The 18,959-nt window shown below is 60.7% G+C and carries 17 protein-coding genes; 5 read left to right on the top strand and 12 right to left on the bottom strand.

Annotated features, from left to right (window positions below; genetic code table 11):
* Positions 1 to 9: 9 nt before the first annotated feature.
* From BM229_RS16640 to BM229_RS16605, 8 genes are read right to left on the bottom strand one after another with little or no spacing between them, the layout of a single operon-like run.
* Positions 10 to 735, bottom strand: a complete 726-nt coding sequence (locus BM229_RS16640) for an SDR family NAD(P)-dependent oxidoreductase (protein ID WP_093928767.1) — start codon at positions 733 to 735, stop codon at positions 10 to 12.
* Complete coding sequence (locus BM229_RS16635) at positions 732 to 1,514, bottom strand: cyclase family protein (RefSeq protein WP_093928766.1); 783 nt, start codon at positions 1,512 to 1,514, stop codon at positions 732 to 734. Before BM229_RS16635 ends, BM229_RS16640 begins: the two co-directional genes overlap by 4 nt.
* A complete protein-coding gene (locus BM229_RS16630; RefSeq protein WP_093928765.1) occupies positions 1,511 to 2,758 on the bottom strand; it encodes an SDR family NAD(P)-dependent oxidoreductase in 1,248 nt (415 codons plus the stop codon). The genes BM229_RS16635 and BM229_RS16630 overlap by 4 nt, the downstream gene beginning before the upstream one ends.
* Positions 2,755 to 3,924 carry a thiolase family protein gene (locus BM229_RS16625; protein ID WP_093928764.1) on the bottom strand — a complete coding sequence of 390 codons (1,170 nt, stop codon included), beginning with the start codon at positions 3,922 to 3,924 and terminating at the stop codon, positions 2,755 to 2,757. Before BM229_RS16625 ends, BM229_RS16630 begins: the two co-directional genes overlap by 4 nt.
* A complete protein-coding gene (locus BM229_RS16620) occupies positions 3,921 to 5,537 on the bottom strand; it encodes an AMP-binding protein (RefSeq protein WP_093928763.1) in 1,617 nt (538 codons plus the stop codon). Before BM229_RS16620 ends, BM229_RS16625 begins: the two co-directional genes overlap by 4 nt.
* Positions 5,534 to 6,013 (bottom strand): aromatic-ring-hydroxylating dioxygenase subunit beta, encoded by a 480-nt coding sequence (locus tag BM229_RS16615; RefSeq protein WP_093928762.1) that lies wholly within the window; start codon positions 6,011 to 6,013, stop codon positions 5,534 to 5,536. The genes BM229_RS16620 and BM229_RS16615 overlap by 4 nt, the downstream gene beginning before the upstream one ends.
* Complete coding sequence (locus BM229_RS16610; protein WP_093928761.1) at positions 6,010 to 7,344, bottom strand: aromatic ring-hydroxylating dioxygenase subunit alpha; 1,335 nt, start codon at positions 7,342 to 7,344, stop codon at positions 6,010 to 6,012. The genes BM229_RS16615 and BM229_RS16610 overlap by 4 nt, the downstream gene beginning before the upstream one ends.
* Positions 7,345 to 7,355: 11 nt before the next feature.
* A complete protein-coding gene (locus BM229_RS16605; RefSeq protein WP_093928760.1) occupies positions 7,356 to 8,306 on the bottom strand; it encodes a PDR/VanB family oxidoreductase in 951 nt (316 codons plus the stop codon).
* 137 nt (positions 8,307 to 8,443) lie between these two features.
* On the opposite strand from BM229_RS16605, the gene BM229_RS16600 reads away from it, so the two are divergent.
* The 5 genes from BM229_RS16600 (at position 8,444) to BM229_RS16580 (ending at position 13,106) form a co-directional block, all read left to right on the top strand.
* Positions 8,444 to 8,938 (top strand): MarR family winged helix-turn-helix transcriptional regulator, encoded by a 495-nt coding sequence (locus BM229_RS16600; protein WP_093928759.1) that lies wholly within the window; start codon positions 8,444 to 8,446, stop codon positions 8,936 to 8,938.
* 138 nt (positions 8,939 to 9,076) lie between these two features.
* Complete coding sequence (locus BM229_RS16595) at positions 9,077 to 10,096, top strand: TRAP transporter substrate-binding protein (protein WP_093928758.1); 1,020 nt, start codon at positions 9,077 to 9,079, stop codon at positions 10,094 to 10,096.
* Positions 10,097 to 10,155: 59 nt separating this feature from the next.
* Positions 10,156 to 10,659 (top strand): TRAP transporter small permease, encoded by a 504-nt coding sequence (locus BM229_RS16590; protein ID WP_093928757.1) that lies wholly within the window; start codon positions 10,156 to 10,158, stop codon positions 10,657 to 10,659.
* Positions 10,656 to 11,969, top strand: a complete 1,314-nt coding sequence (locus tag BM229_RS16585; protein ID WP_093928756.1) for a TRAP transporter large permease — start codon at positions 10,656 to 10,658, stop codon at positions 11,967 to 11,969. Before BM229_RS16590 ends, BM229_RS16585 begins: the two co-directional genes overlap by 4 nt.
* 84 nt (positions 11,970 to 12,053) lie before the next feature.
* Positions 12,054 to 13,106: a M42 family metallopeptidase gene (locus BM229_RS16580; protein WP_093928755.1), complete on the top strand. Its 1,053-nt coding sequence runs from the start codon at positions 12,054 to 12,056 to the stop codon at positions 13,104 to 13,106.
* 30 nt (positions 13,107 to 13,136) lie between these two features.
* On the opposite strand, the gene BM229_RS16575 is transcribed toward BM229_RS16580, so the two are convergent.
* The 4 genes from BM229_RS16575 to repA form a co-directional block, all read right to left on the bottom strand.
* Positions 13,137 to 15,095: a sensor histidine kinase gene (locus BM229_RS16575; RefSeq protein ID WP_093928754.1), complete on the bottom strand. Its 1,959-nt coding sequence runs from the start codon at positions 15,093 to 15,095 to the stop codon at positions 13,137 to 13,139.
* A gap of 143 nt (positions 15,096 to 15,238) precedes the next feature.
* Positions 15,239 to 16,390 (bottom strand): plasmid replication protein RepC, encoded by a 1,152-nt coding sequence (repC, locus tag BM229_RS16570; RefSeq protein WP_093928753.1) that lies wholly within the window; start codon positions 16,388 to 16,390, stop codon positions 15,239 to 15,241.
* Between the two features lie 178 nt (positions 16,391 to 16,568).
* Complete coding sequence (gene repB, locus BM229_RS16565; RefSeq protein ID WP_093928843.1) at positions 16,569 to 17,567, bottom strand: plasmid partitioning protein RepB; 999 nt, start codon at positions 17,565 to 17,567, stop codon at positions 16,569 to 16,571.
* Positions 17,567 to 18,742 (bottom strand): plasmid partitioning protein RepA, encoded by a 1,176-nt coding sequence (gene repA / locus BM229_RS16560; protein WP_093928752.1) that lies wholly within the window; start codon positions 18,740 to 18,742, stop codon positions 17,567 to 17,569. Before repA ends, repB begins: the two co-directional genes overlap by 1 nt.
* Positions 18,743 to 18,959: the final 217 nt, after the last annotated feature.

The following is an 18,959-nucleotide window of genomic DNA, read 5'->3' as shown; positions in this document are numbered from 1 at the left end:
GGGTCGGCGTCAGAGCGTCAGCGTCCCGATGCTCGACCCGCCGCAGACGAAAAGCGTCTGGCCAGTGACGAAACTATTGGCCGGATCGCAGAAGAAGAGGAAGGCATTGGTCACGTCCTCCACCTGCCCCAACCGCCCCACGGGGATGCGTTTGGCCAATTCCGCCTCGCGTTCGCTTTCTTTGGGGATGATGCCCCAGAAGTTGTCAGTCTGCACCGGGCCGGGGGCCACGACGTTGACGGTGATCCCATGCGGCGCAAGCTCTAGCGCCCAAGTGCGCGCCATGCCGATCATCCCCGCTTTCGAAGCTGAATAGGCCGTCCGCGTGGGCGTGCCCAAGGCGGCGCGGGAGGCGTTGAACATCACCCGGCCAAAGCCGCGTTCTTTCATGGCGGGCAGGAAGGCTTGCAGCAGCGTCAGGGCCGAACCGAGGTGCAGTTGCGCAAGGCCGGTGATGTCTTCGGGCTTGGCGTCTTCGATGAGATTAGGCCAGATCAACCCGGCGTTATGCACCAGATGGGTCACGTCATAACGCGCGGCGATGTCGGCGGCCACGGCGGCGACGGAGGCGGGATCGAGCAGGTCGGCTTCGATATGCTCAACGCCCTCGGCCTCCCATTCCGGTTTGCCGCGCGCGATGGAAACCACCCGATAGCCGCGCTCCAGCAGACGCTGCGCCAAATCGGCACCGATGCCCTTGCTGCCCCCGGTGATGACGGCGGTGTAATGGCTCATGGTCTCTCTCCCGGTATCAGCGCCAGCACCCGCAAGGGGCTGCCGGTCCCGCCTTTGATCTTGAGCGGCGGTGCGATCAGCATGGCCCCCGTGGGCGGCAGTTGGTCGAGGTTGCACAGACATTGCAGCCCGTATTTGCCCGCCCCATGCAGCAGGTAATGCGCCGGAAAGGGCGGGTCGTAATGCATCCCCTGCCCCGCATCGGTGCCGACAGTCTCGGTGCCAAAGCCACGAATGCCGCGCTCCAACAGAAGGGCGATCGCGGCGGGTGTGGGACCGGGCGAATGGGCGCCATCCTCGCGCATGTTGAGGTAATCCGCGCCGCTGCGCTTCGACCAATCGGTGCGCATCAAGACCCAAGCGTCTGCGGGGATCGGCCCGTTCTGGGCCTCCCAATCGCGGATGATCTCGGGCGTCAGTTCAAAGTCGTCGTCCTGACCTGCGCCGTCGGAGCAATCGATCACCACGACCGGGCCGATGAAGGCTTCGGGCGGGATTTCATCCACCGCGCCATGGGCCACGTCCTTGCCCGAGACCCAGTGAATGGGCGCGTCGAAATGGGTGCCGGTGTGTTCGTTCAGGGTCAAGTTATGCCACTTCCACGCCGGGCCGCGGTGATCATAGGCCGAGACCTCCTCCATCCGGAACCGCGCGCATTGGCCGAACTCCGGCGGCAGCACGATGACCGGAAAGTCCGGGTCGAGCCTATGGGTCAGATCGACGACTTTTGCAGCACCGCTTGCCAGTGCTTCGGCCAGTGTCGTGATTACATCGCTCATGCGCCGCCCCCCCGCGTTTCGCGTTCCATCAAAGCCGGATCGTCCAGCCAGCGGGCCAGCGCATCTTTGGCCACGTCACCGCAGGCGACCTCTTCCAACCCGTCGACCAGCCCGCGCACCACCGTCCGCGCCAGCGCGCGGGGGGCGACTTTGGGCGGTGGCAGAGGTTGGCGCCATTCGTCATCGACGGGGCCGGTGTAGACATTCATCACCCGCAGCCCCGATCCGGCAAACTCCGCCCGCATCGTCTGGCTGAGCGACCGCGCCGCTGCCTGCGAGGCATCGAAGCCGCCAAACCCTGCCTCGGGCGCCAAGGCCCCCGCCGACAGGATGTTCACCCACGCCACTGCCGAATTCACACCATCCGCCGTGCGTGACGCCATTGCCGGGCCAAAGCCCTGCGCCAGTCGCATCAGGCCGAGCACATTGGTCTCCATCCCCTCGCGGGCAAAGATCGTATCACTGCCCAGCACCCCGCCGGGGCGGATGAACTGTGCAGAGTTGATCAGAATATCGACCCTGCCGCCAATCTCTGCCGCGAGGCGCGAGACCGAGGCGGTTACGGTCACGTCGAGCGGCATGAGGCTGACGTTCTCCATCCCCTCGAAGGCTGCGCGGCCTTCCCACCGGCGCCAATGCTCCGGCTCGCCCAGAAAGACCTGCGCCGCGCCAGCTTTCAAAAGCGCTTGGGTCAGCGGCAGGGCCAGCGGCGATCGTGCATCGGTGATCAGCACCCTCCGGTGTTTCGGGTCGCTCGACATTGCGCGCAGCATTGGATCGTCTTGCATAAACTCGCTTCCCTCTCGCGGCAGGGCCACCATGACCCCCTGCCCGGCCCGGTCCAATTTGAGCGCCAGACAGACGTGATCCCCACGCCCGACATCGCCGTGCAGATGGCACACTGCAACGGGCCCCGCAGTGAGTTGCACCGTGCCGATGCGCCACGGCAGCCGCTCGCGGAAATAGGGATCGGGCGAGACCCGGATCGTGGTTTCGGCCAGCACCTCGCCCGCCGGTTCAGTCTCGCGCCACTTAAGCGCCACGGACAGGCATTTGCCGCAGGCATCACGCGGTGGATATTGCACCGCGCCGCAATCCGCGCAGTGCTGCAGGGCGAACTGCCCCCGCCCTGCGGCAATCGCTAGCCCAAGCGCCGCGCGGGAGCGTTGGGCAGGTGGCAGGGTCGGCACCGTGCTGCGCTTTTGCGGGTTCTTCTTTTGCGGCGGCATCAATGGTTCGGTCATGCTTCGCCCCCTTCGATAATCGCCGCCGCGGAACAGACGCCCCGGTCGTAGTTGATCATGCCAAAGCCGGAAACCAGCGCCCGCCGGGCGTTCGCCACCTGCGTGCCTTCAGCCTGCCCCGTCACCTGCCGGATCGCCTCAACCAGTCCCAGATAGCCGCCCGCGGCACCGGCTTGGCCAACCGACAGCTGCCCGCCAGAGGTGTTATGCGGGAAGTCCCCGGTGATGGTCAGATCGCGCTGGTGGACAAATCCCGCCCCCTCCCCCTTCGCGCAAAATCCAAGGTCTTCGAACTGCATCATCGAGATCACCGGATAGTCGTCATAGGTTTGCAGCAGGTCGACATCTTCCGGCCCATGACCCGCCATGTCGTAGAGTTCACTGATATCCACGCCCCAGCCGCCGCGCAGTTGCATCGGGTCTTCGGGATAGGCGTTGTGCCGCTCGATTGTGCCGCTGATCCGCGCAAAGGGCAGGTCGCGGCGCAGGGCTTCGTCTTCGCGCATGACCAGAAACGCCTCGGCCCCGGCGCAGGGCATCACACAGTCGAAAAGAGCGATAGGGTCAGAGATCATCCGCGCGTCAAGGTATTGGTCGAGGGTGAGCGGGGTCTTCATCAGTGCATTGGGGTAGTGCAGCGCATTGGCCCGTTGGGCCACGGCGATGCGGCCAAAGTCATCTCGCGTGGCGCCGTATTCCTGCATGTAGCGGTCCATCAGCAGGGCGAAACTCGCGTTGGGGCCGCCGAAGCCATAGGGAAAGGTCGCATCCATCGAAAAGCGCGAGAAGCCGCTGAGCAGGGTGCGAAAACTGTCGATCCGGTTCGCGTCGCCCGCGACGCAGGCGACCACGTCCACGTCGCCTGCCTGCACCGCCCGCGCGGCGCGGCGCAGGGCGACCACCCCGCTGGCCCCGCCCGTGGGCACGGTATCAAGCCAACGTGGACTAAGCCCCAGATGCTGGGTCAGCCCGACCGGCGTGTCGGGCGCGAGCGAGAAGCTGGAGACCGAGAAACCGTCTAGCTCGCCCGGCGCGATCCCGGCCTTGCCCAGCATCGCGCGCAGCGCGCGGGCGATCCACCAATGGGCGGTCTCATTGCTATAGCGGGCGTAGGGCACCGAGGTCGGCACCGCGAGGACGACGCGGTCGTAGCCCCTGCGCCTCATGCCGCCGTCCGTTTCTTCATCCCGCGCAGGTCCTGCGTGGCGGGATCGTTTAGCAGGTCGGCGGCCAGCGTTTTCAGCACCCCGCGTTGAAGTTTCTGCGTCGCGGTCAGCGGCAGCGCTTCGACAAAAGCAATGAAGCCGGGGGCTTTGTAATAGGCAAGTTGGGTGAGGCACCAGCGGGTGATGTCCTGCGCAAGGGCTGCCGGGTCAGCGCCTGCGTCCTTCGGCACGATACAGGCAAAGACCTCATCCCCCCGCACCGCATCGGGCACAGCGGCGACAGCGGCGCCGGCCACGGCGGGGTGGCGCATCAGGGTCGATTCCACCTCGACCGCCGCGATGTTTTCGCCCGAGCGGCGGATCACGTTTTTCTTGCGGTCGACGAAAAACATCGCGCCATCCGGAGCACGGCGGACGATGTCGCCGGTGTGGAACCAACCGTCCGCCCAAGCCTCATCCGTGGCTTCGGCATTCTTGAAGTAGCCCGCGAAGAAGCCGCGCCGCGGGTCGGCACCGGCGCGGCGCACCTGAACCTCGCCTTGATCGGCCTCTTGCCCGACATCGTCGAGCAGCCGGACCTCCAGCCCCCCTTCGGGCGCGCCGAGACAGCTTTCCCCCACGCGGCGCGGTTCGCGGTTGGCGCAGATCACGGCACCCGCGCCGGTTTCGGTCATGGCCCAAGCCTCGACCAGCGGAAAACCGAAACGCGCCTCGAAGGCGGCGTGCAGTTTCGGGTCCACCCCCGCGCCGAAGCCAAAGCGCACGGCATGGTCGCGGTCGGCTTTGCTTTCCTCGGCCCCCATCAGCATGGATGGCATGACACCAAGATAGTGCAGGCAGGTCGCCCCCGAGGCGCGGACCGAGGCCCACCAGCTGCGAGGATGGAAGCGGTCGAGCGCAGTCAGGCAGCCGCCCACGGCGATCATCGCCATGAAGGAATAAGCCATCGCGTTCATGTGGAAGATCGGCAGGGGCGTGATCATCCGCTCGCCGTCTTGCGACAGGGCGCAGAGTCCGCCCGTCTCCGCGTACCAGCGTCCGGCGTCGAGAAAATAGGTATTGGTCAGGATGCAGCCCTTGGGCTGGCCGGTGGTGCCCGAGGTGTAGAGCAATGCGGCCTCTGCCCCGCCCTGCCGTGCCGCGATGGTCTCACGCGTCGGGGGTGCGGGCAGGGGATCCCCCGGTGCGACCACCGGCATGCAGCGCCCCGCTTGCCGTGCCGCCGCGCGCAAGTCTTCGCCACGCGCGGGGATCGCCACGGCCAAGACAGGCTCGGCATGGTCGATCATATATCTTAGCTCAGCCGCGCGCAGATCGGGGTTCACCGGCACGACCGACAGGCCCAGACCATTCAGCGCCAGCCACCAGAGGAAGAAGCCCGGGCGGTTTTCCATCAGTAGCATGACCCGCTGGCCGGGGAGGTAGCCCGCCGCCGAAATGCGCTTGCGCAGGGCCGCAACCTCGCGCGCGGCTTCGGCATAGGTCACCTCCCCCGCCGCAATGCCGTAGATTTCCGCCGTTTCCGGCAGGACATTCAGAAAACCCCGTTCGGGGTGCCGCGCGGCGGTGTCCCGAAAGGCCGCGTAAACCGTTGCGATCTCTGGCGCGATCATGGCAGCAACTGAATGTTGCGAAAGGCCGCGTCGCAATTGACGATATCGACCCGTTTGTTGGCGATGCGCAGACGCCCCTCGACCAGCGCCAACTCATGCCGCGCGGTGACGGCGAGCAATTGCTGCTCGTCCAGCCGCGTCTCGACGTAGTGCATAAAGGTGGTCGTAACGAAACGCCCCGCCTCCGTATCCATCTCATCCACAAAAGGCCGTTGGATTACATGATGGCAGCGGCTTTTGGGCTTTTGGCTGAAGGTTCGTGCGCCGTTGAGCCGTTCGACGCGCAATTTGAGCATGAACATATCTTCATACATCAACGATGTTTCGTTGATCGGATCGGTCTGCTGATAGTCCAGCGGCATCCAGTAATGCCCATCCGGCAGCCAGAGGTCGAGCCATTCAGTATAGCGCCCCTCGTCCAACATGCGCACTTCGTCATAAATGAAGTCGATCAGGGTGTCGCGCGTCACGCTCATTCCGCAGCCTCCGCCGTTTGGCCCATGGTCATGAACTTGACCCAAGCGTGGAATTGGTTGCGCATCTGGCGTTCGGTGGTGCCGTTTTCGACCGCTTCGACCTCGAAATCCTCGTCGTCTTCAATCAGGCGTTGGATGTTCACCCATTCCAAACCGTCGACCATCAGCCCTTCCTGTGCGCGCTCGTACATTTCCAGATCGTCATGGCCGACGATGGAAGTGGGCGCGTTGATCATGCGGTTGTACATCGCGGTGCGGGCGGTCAGCTCATCCGGCGCGTCGACGAGGCGGTAGATGTAGCTTTCCACCACGGTCCGGTCGGCGGCGATGGGGATGAAGACCCGCAATTGCTGGATCGGCCCCTTGATCATGATGTTGGGGAAATAGACCGTGTTGTGGCGGTTCTCGTCGAGGATCGCCTTGGCCTTCTCCTCACCGTAGCTGTCACAGAGCGCTTCAAAATAGCCGGGGATAGCGGAATAGTCCGAATGAATAGAGTGTTTTACGCCCGTGTGCCCGTGGCCATTGGGCCAAGTGCGGATGCCCATGCCTTCGAAAAAATCGTAGGGCGACATGAAGGGGGCGATGATCTCCATCGCGGGGGGTTTGGGCGCGTCCTCGGGCAGGCCCAGTTCTTCGTAGAGCTTCACCGCCGTCCCGGCAGAGCTTTCGTGGGCCACCATCGGGTGGCAGGTGTCGGTCTGATTTTCGACCAACATCTTCCAGTTGCAATGGTGCATGTAGCGCAGCGGTGGGCCGACCACTTCGAGACGTCCGGCGGGGGAGCGGTCCACCATATTGTCGAGCGAGGTCAGGCTTTCGCCAAAGAATTCTTCGAAGCTGATGCCCTCTTCCGCGAGGCGGGCAAAGATAAAGCCGCGGTAGTTCTTCACGTCGCCAACGCTGCGCATGCCCTTGCCGCTGTCGGTCTCTTCCAGCCCGGTATCTTGGTAGCCCTTCTTGAGCGGGATCGCCAAGAGGCAGCCATCAGTCTTGAAGCTCCATGCATGATAGGGGCAGCGGAAGAATTTGCCGGTGTTACCTTGCCGGTCGATGACGATTTTCGTGCCTTTGTGGGGGCAGCGGTTCAACAGCACATGGATGTCGCCCGTCGAATGGCGCACCTGAATGACGGGCTGGGTGCCGATATGGGTGCTGAAATAATCGCCCTTGTTCGGGGTCTGGCTCTCATGGCCGACAAAAACCCAAGCATTGGCGAAAAGATGCTTCATCTCTTGTTGGAACACCTCCGGGTCGGTGTAGATATCGCGGTGCACCTGATGTGGCTGCACGAGGGCGGCCAGTGCCGCCGGGCTGTCGTAACGTGCCATGTGTTCCTCCCTCAGATGTCGAGTACAAGGCGCGGTGATTTGGCGCGGCTGACGCAGATTTGCATGACATTGCCTGCCGCGCGCTCGGCCTCGGACAGAACCACGTCGCGGTGATCGGGCGTGCCGCTGAGTACATCGCATTGGCAGATGCCGCAGTCGCCGCGCTGGCAGTCGTACATGACATCCACGCCGCCGGCCTCCAGCACGTCGATGATGGATTGGCCGGGGGGGATGGTGAAGACTTCCCCGCTTGAGGCCAACTCGACCTCAAAGGCGCTGTCGCCCTCTTGCTCCTGCGGCGCGTCGAAGAGTTCGAAATGGATGCGCTCGGCGGCGATGCCCGCGGCTTCGGCCTGTGCCTTGGTCGCGTCGATCAACCCTTTGGGGCCGCAGACATAGAGATGGGCATGGGCTCCGAGGCTGGCGATCACCGCGCCGAGGTCCAGCGCCGTGGCGTCATCATCGCAATGCAGATGCAGCGCATCGCCGAAACTGTCGCGCAGGGTATCGCGATAGGCCATGAGCGGCGCGCTGCGGCCAGAGTAGTGAAAGTCGAACGCCTGACCAGCCGCCTTAAGCGTCGTCGCCATTGAGATCATCGGCGTGATGCCAATCCCCCCGGCCAGCAGCACCGCTGGCGCGCCTTGGGTCAGGGGGAAATCGTTCTTCGGTCCGGCGCAGGTGATTTCTGCCCCCGGTTTCAGCCCGTGCATATGGGTGGAACCGCCCTTGCCCTTAGGCTCACGCTGGACTGCGATGCGGTAGCTTTCGGGGGCTTCGGGGATCGGGTCGAAGGAGATTAGAGAATAGGCGCGGGTGTCGCCGTCGGGCAGATCGAAAAGCACATGGGCCCCCGCCTCCCACTGCGGCATTGCGCTGCCATCTGCGGCTGCGATCTGGAACTCACTGATGCGATCGGTCAGCGCTGTAACCTCGCGCACAATAGCGTTGATCTTCGACATGTGACATCCTCCCGTGGCAAACAATATGATTTTTCATATAGTTTTGGTCAAGGGTTTTCTTGCCAAGTGCGAATTTGCCCGCCATTTAGGAAAGCCGAGGTGCAAAGAGCCCTCTTTCCGTCAAAGGGTTAACAGGTGTGACGCAACAAAAGACCGACGCAACCTCTGACAAAGACACGGGCCCTGAGGGGGGATTCGTCTCCGATTATCTGCTCTACTTGTTGGCGGCGGCCAGCGACGTGGCGAGCGCACAGTTCCACGCGCAGGTGCGCAAGGCGGGGCTGCGGGTGCCGGAATGGCGCGTATTGGCCTGTCTTTCAGACACCGATGGCGCGATGATCACGCAGTTGGCTCGGCAAGCGCTGGCCGAGCAATCACGGCTTACACGAATCATCGCCCAGATGGAGGAGCGCGGCCTCTTGATCCGCCGCAGTGATCCCGCCGATGGCCGCCGCGTGCGGGTCTATCTGACAGATGCGGGCCGCGCGCTGGCCGCTGAACTGGTGCCCCAAGCGCGGCGTCATGAGGCCGCTTTGATCGAAATGCTCAAGGGCAATGAGGGCGCGCATTTGAAACCGGCACTGAAATCCCTGCTCGCGGCACTGGATGGCTCGGCGGATACACAGGGCTGAATGCCCCCCTTGCTCTGGCCATAAAAAACGGTTCCAATCGTGCTCTAAATGTGAATACATGAAAAAACATATACTTGGCGACACGGGTTTGGGAGAACCCCGCCAAGGCATATCGAACGATATGGGGAGGAGCCCAAAATGACCAAATTCACCAAGTTTCTCACGACCAGTGCGCTTGCGCTCTGCACCGCGACCGGCGCTTTTGCTGCCGAGACGCTGACCATTTCCACATGGCTGCCGCCCAGCCACCCGGTCAACACCGGCATGTTCACCCAACTAACCGACATGATGGCCGAGGCCAGCGATGGGCTGATCGAGACCGAGTTGAAAAACGGCCTCGCCCCGCCACCCGCGCAGATGGATCTGCTGCTGGACGGAGCCGCCGATATCGCGATCCTATTTCATGGCTACACGCCCGGTCGTTTCGTCGGCACGAAACTGGTGGAAATCCCCGGATACGAAGGCAACGCCGAGGCTGCATCGGTCGCCCATTGGCGTGTGCATGAGGCGATGCTGTCTGAATTGGACGAGCACCGCGGCGTGAAGGTCATCGCGCTCACAACCCACGGCCCGGGGCAAATCCACTCCAACAAAGAGGTGAACAACCTCGACGATCTGCAAGGGCTGAAAACCCGTCTCGGGGGCGGTGTTTCGGCGGATGTGGGGGCGGAGCTTGGCCTCGTCGGCATTCAAGTGCCCGCGCCCAAGGTTTACGAAACACTCGATTCCGGGGCCGCCGATGCGGTGGCCATGAACATGGGCGAGCGGATCAGCTTCAAGCTCAACGAAGTGGCCAAGAACGTCTATGAAATGCCCGGTGGTTTCTACCGCGGGTCCTTCTCGGTCATCATGAGCCAAGAGACCTTCGACAGCCTGCCCGAAGACGTGCAGCAAAAGCTCGACAGCGAAGTCTTTGGCGAAACTGCAAGCCGCATGATGGGTGCCGTCTGGGATCAAAGCGACGTGGACGCGCGTGAGGCGACCGAGGCCGCGGGCGACAACAAGATCGTCACGGCCTCGGAAGAGGATCAGGCCCGCTTTGCCGAAATGGCCGCCAAGGTGCGTGACAAGGTGATTGCCGAACTCGACGCGGCAGGCGTGGATGGTCAGGCCGCCTATGAGATGATGCGTGAGGAAATGGCGAAGGCCAGCCAGTAACCCCCACCGCCAAAAGGGGCCGGTTGCCACTGCAATCGGCCCTCAGCCAGGGAACCGCCATGCGCAGTTTAATCCGACTAACCACCAGCCTCGCCGCGTTGCCGATGACAATGGCCTCGCTTGCGCTGTTTGCGCTGATGGTCCTCACTTTTGCCGACGTTATCATGCGCTCGGTCTTTAATGCCCCGATCGAAGCCGCGACCGAGTTGATCCGCATCGGGATTGCGCTGATCGTTTTCTCTGCTTTGCCTGTCCTGTCTGGTCGCGAAGGCCATATCGCCGCAGACCTGCTGGATGGCCCGTTTGAAAGCTGGGGCCTGCAACGTTGGCGCGACGGGCTGATTACGCTGGCCTGCGGGGCGATGCTGTGGTTTCCTGCGGGTCGGGTCATTGATCTGGCCTACCGCGCGCTGAGCTATGGCGACGTGACCGAATACCTTCAAATTCCGACCTTTTACATCGGCATGTTTATCGCGGTGATGACCTACCTCACCGCTGTTGTGCTGATCCTGCGCGGGCTTTTGCGCCTCTTTGCGCCGCAACTTTTGGACTCTGCCACATGATCGCATCTGCCATCGGCTTTGCCGCCGTTTTCGTCCTCGTCTTGCTGCGCCTGCCGATTGCCTTTGCCATGGGTCTCGTCGGGATGATCGGGCTGGTCTATGAAACCAGCTACCGCGCATCGATCTCCATGGTGTCGCGGCTGATCATCGACACCAGCCAAGACTACGGGCTATCGGTGATCCCGCTCTTCATCCTGATGGGGCTTTTCGTCAACAAAGGCGGCATCAGCCGTGAGCTTTACCAAGTCTCCAACGCATTTTTGGGCCACTTCCGGGGCGGCTTGGCCATGGCCACCATCGTCGCTTGCGGGGGCTTTGCGGCGATCTGTGGCTCTTCCTTGGCCACGGCGGCGACCATGTCCAAGGTCGCCATGCCAGAGATGCGCAAATACGGTTATGCTGACAGCCTTTCGACCGCATCCATTGCCGCTGGCGGCACGCTCGGCATCCTGATCCCGCCGTCGGTGATCCTTGTGATCTATGGGCTGCTGACTGAGACATCGATTGGCGCGCTGTTTATCGCGGGCATCGTACCCGGCGCGCTTGGCATCCTGCTCTATCTCTGCGCGGTGCGCTTTTCCGTCGCCATGAACCCCGAGGCAGGCCCCGCTGGCCCCCGCGCCACATGGGGTGAGCGGCTGCGCGCGCTTAACCACGTCTGGTCGGTGCTGGCGCTTTTTGCGCTGGTCATCGGCGGGCTCTATGGGGTCTTGGACTTCTGGCCGATCCACCTCGCCTTCTCCCCGACCGAGGCCGCGGGTATGGGGGCTGCAGGTGCGTTCCTGATCGCTTGGGCACGTGGCGGGCTCAGTTGGGCCGGACTGCGTGAGGTGCTGGAGGAAACCACGCTCACCTCCGCCTCGCTTTTCTCGGTGCTGATCGGCGCGTGGATTTTCTCAAACTTCGTGAACCTCGCGGGCCTGCCCGAAGGGCTGCTGGCAACCGTCACAGCGCTCGATCTCGGGCCTTGGGTGGTCATGGGGTTGATCCTCGTGATCTACATCGCGCTTGGCTGTATTTTCGAGAGCATGTCGATGCTGCTGCTGACGGTGCCGATCTTCTTCCCGCTGGTCACGAGCCTTGGCTTCGATCCGGTGTGGTTTGGCATCATCGTCGTCGTGGTGACTGAGATCAGCCTAATCACACCGCCCGTGGGCCTGAACGTTTTTGTCCTCAAAGGCGTCGTCGGTGATGTTTCCACCGGCACGATCTTTCGCGGCGTCACGCCGTTTTGGCTGGTCGATATCCTGCGGCTGATCCTGCTGCTGATCTTCCCCGCGCTGGTGCTTTTTCTACCGGGGCAAATGTAACCCCCCTACCCTACCGCCGCGCCTGTTTGCACTTCGGCAGGCGCGGCGCGATAGTGCGGCCAAATCACCAAGGATGAGGCCAGCATGAACATCGACCTACTGAAAGACCTTTGCGAAACCCCCGGCGTGCCGGGGCGCGAGCACCGCGTGCGCGATCTGATCACCCGCGAGATCGAAGGGTTGTTCGACCACGTAGAGACCGACGCAATGGGCTCCCTGCTCTGCCGTCGTGATGCGGATGCGAATGCCGACAAAGCCCCGCGCATCATGCTGCTGTGCCATATGGACGAGATCGGCTTTCTGGTCAGCCATGTGTCGAAAGACGGGTTCCTTTATCTTCAACCCGTCGGCGGGTTCGATCCGCGCAACCTCTTCTCGCGCCGTGTGTTGGTCTGTACCGATCAGGGCGATCTGAAAGGCGTGATGAACCCCGGCGGTAAGCCCATTCACATCTCTTCTGCCGAAGACCGCAAGAAAATTCCCGAAGTGTCGGAGTTCTTCGTCGATCTGGGACTGGGCGAAAAGGCCAAGGATATCGTGAAGGTCGGTGACTTCGTGGTGATGGATGAGCCCTTCCTAGAGATGGGCGATCAGTTCGTGTCCAAAGCGCTCGACAACCGGGTGGCTTGCTGGCTCGGGATCGAAGCGATCCGCAAACTGGCCGACAAAGGTCGCGGAGCGGAAATTCACGTGGCCTTCACCTGTCAGGAGGAAGTCGGCCTGCGTGGCGCGCGTACAGCGGCCTATAAGGTGCAGCCTGATATCGGGCTGGGCATCGACACAACACTCGCCTGCGATACGCCCGGTGTGCCGGATCACATGGCAACCACACGCCTTGGCAAAGGGTTTGGCCTGCACGTGCGCGACAGCAGCTTTATCGCCGATGTGGGCCTTGTCAGCGAGATTGAGAAACTCGCGCAAACGCGCAACATCCCCTTCCAGCGCACCATGCTCGCCGCCGGTGGACAAGACGGCGCTGCGGCTCAGCAGGCCGCCGCAGGCGCGCGGGCTGTAGGGATCGTGGTCGGCACCCGTTACATCCACACGGTGACCGAGATGGTCTCGAAAAGCGATCTACAGGCGGCGCTGGATATCCTTGTGGCCTATCTCGAAGGGTTCGACGGCAAGGCCGCCTGAAGCCCCTCCCCCCTGAGCGCTATGCTGCGCTCAGGGCTCCACCCCGTCCTCCGAAGCCTGCGGCAGCCAGACGGTAAAAGCCGCGCCCCCCTCGGCCCGATTGCGGACCGTGATGATCCCCCCAGCCCGCTGAATCAGCGTCTGAGAAATCGACAGGCCCAAGCCCGTCCCCTCCCCCGGTTTGGTGGTAAAGAATGGATCAAAGAGCGAGGGCAGCAACGCTTCCGGCACCCCGGGCCCGCTGTCATGAACCGAAAGCGCCACGCCGTCGCGATCCGCAGGTGCCAGATACAACTCCAACCGCCCAGCCCCCTGCATTGCCTGCACGGCGTTGACCACGAGGTTCACCACGACCTGCTGTATCTCGCCCGAGTCCGCCCGCACCGGCGGTACCTCTTCAAAGTCGCAATGCACCTCAATCCCGCCCCGGCTGATAAGGTGATCGACGAGCACGAGGCAGTCCTGCACCAAGGGTCGCAAGGCGATATTATGTTCACAGTCAGAAAATTCGGACGGGGCTGCGAACTTTAGCAGCTTGCCGACGATCACCTCAATCCGCGACACCTGCCGGTCGATCAACGCCAGTTCCGTCGCCACCGGCTCGGCATCATGGCCCAAGATTTGACGGATGACATCGACATTGCCCATGATCACCGCAACCGGGTTGTTGATCTCATGGGCGACCCCGGCGGTGATCTCCCCGATGGAGGCGAGCTTCTCGCTCATCACCAACTGCCGGAATGTCTGCTCCAACTTCTCGTTCGCCTCGCGCAGCTCGGCGGTGCGCTGATCCACCCGCTGGTTCAACTCATCATTCCAACTGCGCAACTGCCGGTCGCGTTCTTGGACCTGCTCCAGCAACCAATCTAGGTGATGCGCCACGGCGCCGATCTCGTCTCGCGCGGGCACCGGCCCGATCCGCGCCGAAAGCTCTCCCTTGCCGACGCGATGCATGACCTTTGTCATCCGTTCAAGCGGCGAAAAGATTCCCCGCGCCAGCCACAGGAACACCGGCGCCGAGAGGGCCAGCACGGCAAAGAAGGCCGCCAGCATCCACCAGAAAGCCTCGCGCTTCGCCTGCGCAAAGGGCGCTTCAAGAAAGCCCACATAGAGCATCCCTACCCGCTCCCCGAAACTGTCAGTGATGGGCTGGTAGCCAGAGATATACCAATCGTTCACCACAAACGCGCGATCAAGCCACGTCCGCCCGTCGATCAAAACGGCCTCGCGCACCTCTGCCGAAACACGGGTGCCAAGGGCGCGCACATCCTCGAAAAGGCGCACGTTGGTAGAGATACGTAGATCATCGAGGAAAAGCGTGGCGGTGCCCTGTCGGTCCCCCCCGGTCACGGCATTGAGGTAAACAAGATCGTTAATGGTATCGATGAAATCGAGGTTGCGGTTTAAGAGCATCCCACCCACCAATACGCCCTGCGTACCGGACAGATTAACCGGGCTTGCTGCGTGAACCACCATTCCGCGATCCTCAATCTCGCGATTTGTGGGCTCGGCTGCCGGTGTGTCGATTAGGGGTACTTTGGCGCGAACCGCCAAAGCGTCTTCCAAAGTTGCCAGCCGTGCATTGCTGAATACGTCAATCTCTGCGCCGCTGATCCCACGCGTGGCCTGCGCGATCACTGGCCAATTTTCCCCGGCTTCTACCGCTGTTTCCATTGGAAGAAACTCCAAGAAATCCAAACCTAGCCGTTCGCGGGTGTCTGTAAAAAACGCGACTTGGTCTGCACCGGGGCGGTTCAACCAGCGGCTAAATTCGACTGATCTTGCAACGGCATCCAATTCATTCCCCGTCCGCCCAAGTAACCGCGAGAGGTATTGGCTTGCGATCTTCAGCTCGCTTTCGACATTCGCGATGAGCACTTTGTCGTAATCCGCCGTCCAGCGCGACATACCCAAGATAAGCAGCAGGGGCATCAACACGATGAGCGGCGTCAGAGCAAGAATCAGCAAGCGCAGGCGAACGGAGGTCATGGGCTATCCCGAGAAACTCTGAGCAACTTAGCTGCGGATCCTTCGATGGTGAAGTATAAGGGCTGGATTCTCCTAGAGAACTACGCCAAAATCCCGCATTGTCGGCCGTAGGTTAGCTTAACCACATGATATAAAACCATTTTTCAGATTGTCAGCTGACAATCGCGTCGGTTTTTCAGCGCTGATAGCATTGGAACAAGGGAAAATGTTCCATTTCGGGCCATTTGTGTCAGTCGCCGCAAATAGGCACCAGGACTTCTGATCGTCGCGGCCTTCTCCAACAGGCAGAGAACTGTCACCGCAGCGCTTTCAGCGCCCATATCTCGTTTTGCCTCATTTAGGACGGGCGGGTCAATCCCCAGCATCGGAGCAATCTGATCTCCGATGCGTACAAGGTCTGCCCAATTGCGTAAAGCCTCAGGGAAAAAGCTCCGGACTTCAGTGCAGGCAACCATTACCTCAGCCAATGTAACTCCCTTGTTCTTAGCGATCTTCGTTTCCTCATTGTCAGCCGTATGCGTTTGATGGGCTTGCACTGGGTCGTGCTCTTCAGAGTCAAAATAGGGTTTAATTGAATCCTGTATGTGCCGCTCATTTTGGCTGTCATTGGCGATCATTTGCGGTGTCGATAGGGCAGGGGGGGCTGGTTCACAACCGATGGCCGCTTCGTCATCGGCATTATTTTGAAGCGCTTCTTGCAATGCGATCTCTACCGAAGTTAGCGCCGCTTCATCGGGCTTGCGCCGTAATACCCGGCCGACTTCCTCCGTAATCCCATCTGCGCCACCTTGACGGATCAGAGCGTGCCTTAGGACTAAAATTCTGTCACGCAAAGCCAGAAGCCTCTCATGTTCAGCCTCAGTCTCTCGTGCCGCCAGCTCAATCATTTCGGCTTGGATCACAAGCGGGGAGAGGTCAAAGCCAAAAGCGAGGGCAATCGCCCCGCCTCTATTCCGGGCGAAACGCTTCCGGTTGGGGCTGTCCTGCCGCGCAATTAGGCCAAGCCGCACGAGTTGAGCAAGATGACGCCTTAACGTGCTCTCAGGCATCCCATGCAACCGTTCAGAAAGCCGAGCGTTGGACGCAAAGACAATACCCGCAGCGCCATCGGGAATATCCCGGCGCGGCAGAAATGTAAGCAAGGCTTTCAATACGGTGAGGGTACGGTGAGACAACTCAAAACGATCGGCCGCAATTGTCAGCCGGTCAAGCAGTGCCCATTTATCCGGCCCCTCGCATGACAGTTGGGTAGCCTTTTCGGGCCGCCCGAACGCAGTTCGGAACGTGTTTTCCATGTAAAAATCACGAAAGACAACAAAATACCGGCCCTATCCCATCGGGTAGAGTTGACATCGATAAATCTTTGGGGCTATCTCGAAGGTGCAAAGTTTGAGAAGGGCCTTCCGGGATTTATCCTGGGGGGCTTTTCTTTTGTGGTCCTGATGTGCCTCCTGTTGCTACTTCCTCAATGTCTCACGCGCGGGTCTTCTGCCAGCGGTCGTGAATCTCTCGCATAAGCTCTTCTGCGTGGGCATCGAGCCATGTATCGAACCCCTCAGCCGCCCGCGAGGGCACGGTGACGGTAACGCCCCGTTTGCCGCTGCGGATATCCGCCAATGCCTTGCCGTCACGGTTCCGCAAGGTGCGTGGCTTGGCCGACAGGGCAGGGGGGGTGGATTTCTTTTGTGGCTGGGTCGCAGCTTCGGCAAAGATCGCCTCAAACCGCTCATCAGATGTTAACCCGCCCCAATCGGAGTGTTCCAAACGGGTAGTGGCGCGCGTCCTTGCCTCCGGTAAGGCAAAAAGTTTGACCAGCGCCATCCAGCGGTCACGGCCAATTGAAGGCGCTGATCCCACTTGCCGCAAGAAGGGCAGGTCAAAAGCATGACCAACCTTAAGCATCCGACTGACCATAGGCAGGTCAATTGACAGGGCATCTGCGATTGTTTGCCGTTCATGTCCGCCTGTGTCCAGCTGCGCCGCGAAGCTTGCCTTTTCAATGAAAGACAGGTCTTGGCGCGCGGTGTTCTCCTGACCCTGAGCCATGACAAGCGCGTGGTCATCAAGCTGACGCACCATCGCCTTCACGGGCAAACCCAGAGATTTCAACGCCTGCAATCGCCGGCGCCCATACACGATTTCAAAACGACCAGCGGTTTTGGGATGAGGCCGGACAAGAACGGGCACCTGTTGCCCGTAAGTTTTGAGGCTGTCCAAAAGCTGCTTTTGAGCCTGTATATCAGTCCCTAGCCGGTCCTCGACCCCGGCCATATCGATCAGGGATCCATCCAACTCTTGGACTGCATTCTCCTGCATCCGGTTCAAGGACGATTGAAGCGCCCCAACAGCACCGCGAGGCATCAAGCGTGCCTTCGTATTCGATTGTGTAGGCTCTATAGCAGGAGACTTGGGTCTAGTATCAGCCTTCTGATTGCTATCTGGGCCAGAAGACAAAATGCCTTTACGTGCCATTAGCGCCCCCATGCTTTCTGGATCATGGTTTCGATTTCATCATTGACAAGATTAAGGGAATCTACCGCGCGATCGTATGTCGTGCGGTGAAATTGGGACCGGTCTACTTCATAGATTGTCTGGTGGGTTAGGCCTGCGTCGGAAATTGCAGTAGATTTCAACATTGGCGCCACCATGACTTCTTCGTCGAAGAGCTGACGTAGGAACGATAGAACCTGCTGTTGCGGCCCGTCATTCGGCTCATAGCGGTTGATCAAGAAGCGTAGAAAATCAAATTCCATGCTTGCACCCGCGTTAGAGACGACATCGAGCAAATCCGCACTCATCTGGAGAAACTGCGACATCGATGCGACATCAAGCATATTGGGTACAACAGTGATCAAGACGCCTGTAGAGGCGCAGAGTGCCGACATGGTCAGATACCCCAATTGCGGTGGGCAATCGAAGATGACCACGTCATAGTCCTGCTCAACGTCTTGCAGTGAGGTAGCAAGGCGCGCAAAAAAAGCAGGTTGCGTGTTGTTTAGCAGTGCTTGGGGCGTTTCGTGTTCGAATTCCTGAAGCATCAGCCCACCGGGAGCCAGATCAATACCGGTGAAATAAGTCTTCTGAATCACGTCGGCCAAAGGCACCGGATCGTCATACTGAATAGCATCGTAGATCGTGCCGGAATTCAGAAAATCATACTCTGGCCGATAGCCGAACAGTGTTGTCAGAGACGCTTGAGGGTCGATATCGACGCAGAGGACACGGTACCCTTTAAGAGCCAAACGCTGCGCTGCGTGGATCGCACTCGTCGTCTTCCCGCTGCCGCCTTTGAAGTTCAGAAACGACAATACTTGCAGCTTATCACCTTCACGGCGGCCACGCTGATAGGCACCTCGGGATTTAGCCGTGGCCTCCAACGTTCGTCGGATATTGAGCAAATCATCCGCACTATAGTGCCGACGCCCACCGGGGCTGGTTTGCACCTCAACAATCTTATCATCAAAATGCAGCTTGCGAAGGAAACTAGTGGAAATTCCAAGCAATTCAGCAGCTTCACCCGCGGAAAAGCGGCGCAGCTCTTTGCGTGCGTCGGGCGCAAAGACCTTTAGCATGTGACTTTCCAACGCCTCGGAAAGCGTTTCCGCATTCCGACGGATCCGTGTATTGATGTGTACTATATCCGTCACATCTGCCCTCGCTCTCAGTAACGCTATTATTCGGTAGCGCTTTTGTTTCCGTTACTTAAAGCCATTGAAGTATCGCTTGCAACAGATTCTTGCGTAATCCGTATGGCGACAGGCAACAATAACCGCGTTAAGCAAGCGAAGCCGAGAAGGATCGATGTGGCAGGTATTTGATTTTGCTGAATCTTTTGTGCATGAGAAGTATTTATCCTTGCTCGAG

It is taken from the genome of Sulfitobacter dubius, from assembly GCF_900113435.1.
GTDB lineage: Bacteria > Pseudomonadota > Alphaproteobacteria > Rhodobacterales > Rhodobacteraceae > Sulfitobacter > Sulfitobacter dubius.
This window is presented reverse-complemented; position numbering and strand designations above follow the sequence as displayed.

What these genes read in the sequence shown, in the direction of transcription:
- BM229_RS16625 (WP_093928764.1), bottom strand. Translation starts at nt 3,924, where the DNA reads ATGAGGCGCAGGGGCTACGACCGCGTCGTCCTCGCGGTGCCGACCTCG.
- BM229_RS16590 (WP_093928757.1), top strand. Translation starts at nt 10,156, where the DNA reads ATGCGCAGTTTAATCCGACTAACCACCAGCCTCGCCGCGTTGCCGATG.
- BM229_RS16575 (WP_093928754.1), bottom strand. Translation starts at nt 15,095, where the DNA reads ATGACCTCCGTTCGCCTGCGCTTGCTGATTCTTGCTCTGACGCCGCTC.
- BM229_RS16615 (WP_093928762.1), bottom strand. Translation starts at nt 6,013, where the DNA reads ATGAGCGTGACGCGCGACACCCTGATCGACTTCATTTATGACGAAGTG.
- BM229_RS16585 (WP_093928756.1), top strand. Translation starts at nt 10,656, where the DNA reads ATGATCGCATCTGCCATCGGCTTTGCCGCCGTTTTCGTCCTCGTCTTG.
- BM229_RS16595 (WP_093928758.1), top strand. Translation starts at nt 9,077, where the DNA reads ATGACCAAATTCACCAAGTTTCTCACGACCAGTGCGCTTGCGCTCTGC.
- BM229_RS16630 (WP_093928765.1), bottom strand. Translation starts at nt 2,758, where the DNA reads ATGACCGAACCATTGATGCCGCCGCAAAAGAAGAACCCGCAAAAGCGC.
- repB (WP_093928843.1), bottom strand. Translation starts at nt 17,567, where the DNA reads ATGGCACGTAAAGGCATTTTGTCTTCTGGCCCAGATAGCAATCAGAAG.
- BM229_RS16610 (WP_093928761.1), bottom strand. Translation starts at nt 7,344, where the DNA reads ATGGCACGTTACGACAGCCCGGCGGCACTGGCCGCCCTCGTGCAGCCA.
- BM229_RS16620 (WP_093928763.1), bottom strand. Translation starts at nt 5,537, where the DNA reads ATGATCGCGCCAGAGATCGCAACGGTTTACGCGGCCTTTCGGGACACC.
- BM229_RS16635 (WP_093928766.1), bottom strand. Translation starts at nt 1,514, where the DNA reads ATGAGCGATGTAATCACGACACTGGCCGAAGCACTGGCAAGCGGTGCT.
- BM229_RS16640 (WP_093928767.1), bottom strand. Translation starts at nt 735, where the DNA reads ATGAGCCATTACACCGCCGTCATCACCGGGGGCAGCAAGGGCATCGGT.
- BM229_RS16580 (WP_093928755.1), top strand. Translation starts at nt 12,054, where the DNA reads ATGAACATCGACCTACTGAAAGACCTTTGCGAAACCCCCGGCGTGCCG.
- BM229_RS16605 (WP_093928760.1), bottom strand. Translation starts at nt 8,306, where the DNA reads ATGTCGAAGATCAACGCTATTGTGCGCGAGGTTACAGCGCTGACCGAT.
- repC (WP_093928753.1), bottom strand. Translation starts at nt 16,390, where the DNA reads ATGGAAAACACGTTCCGAACTGCGTTCGGGCGGCCCGAAAAGGCTACC.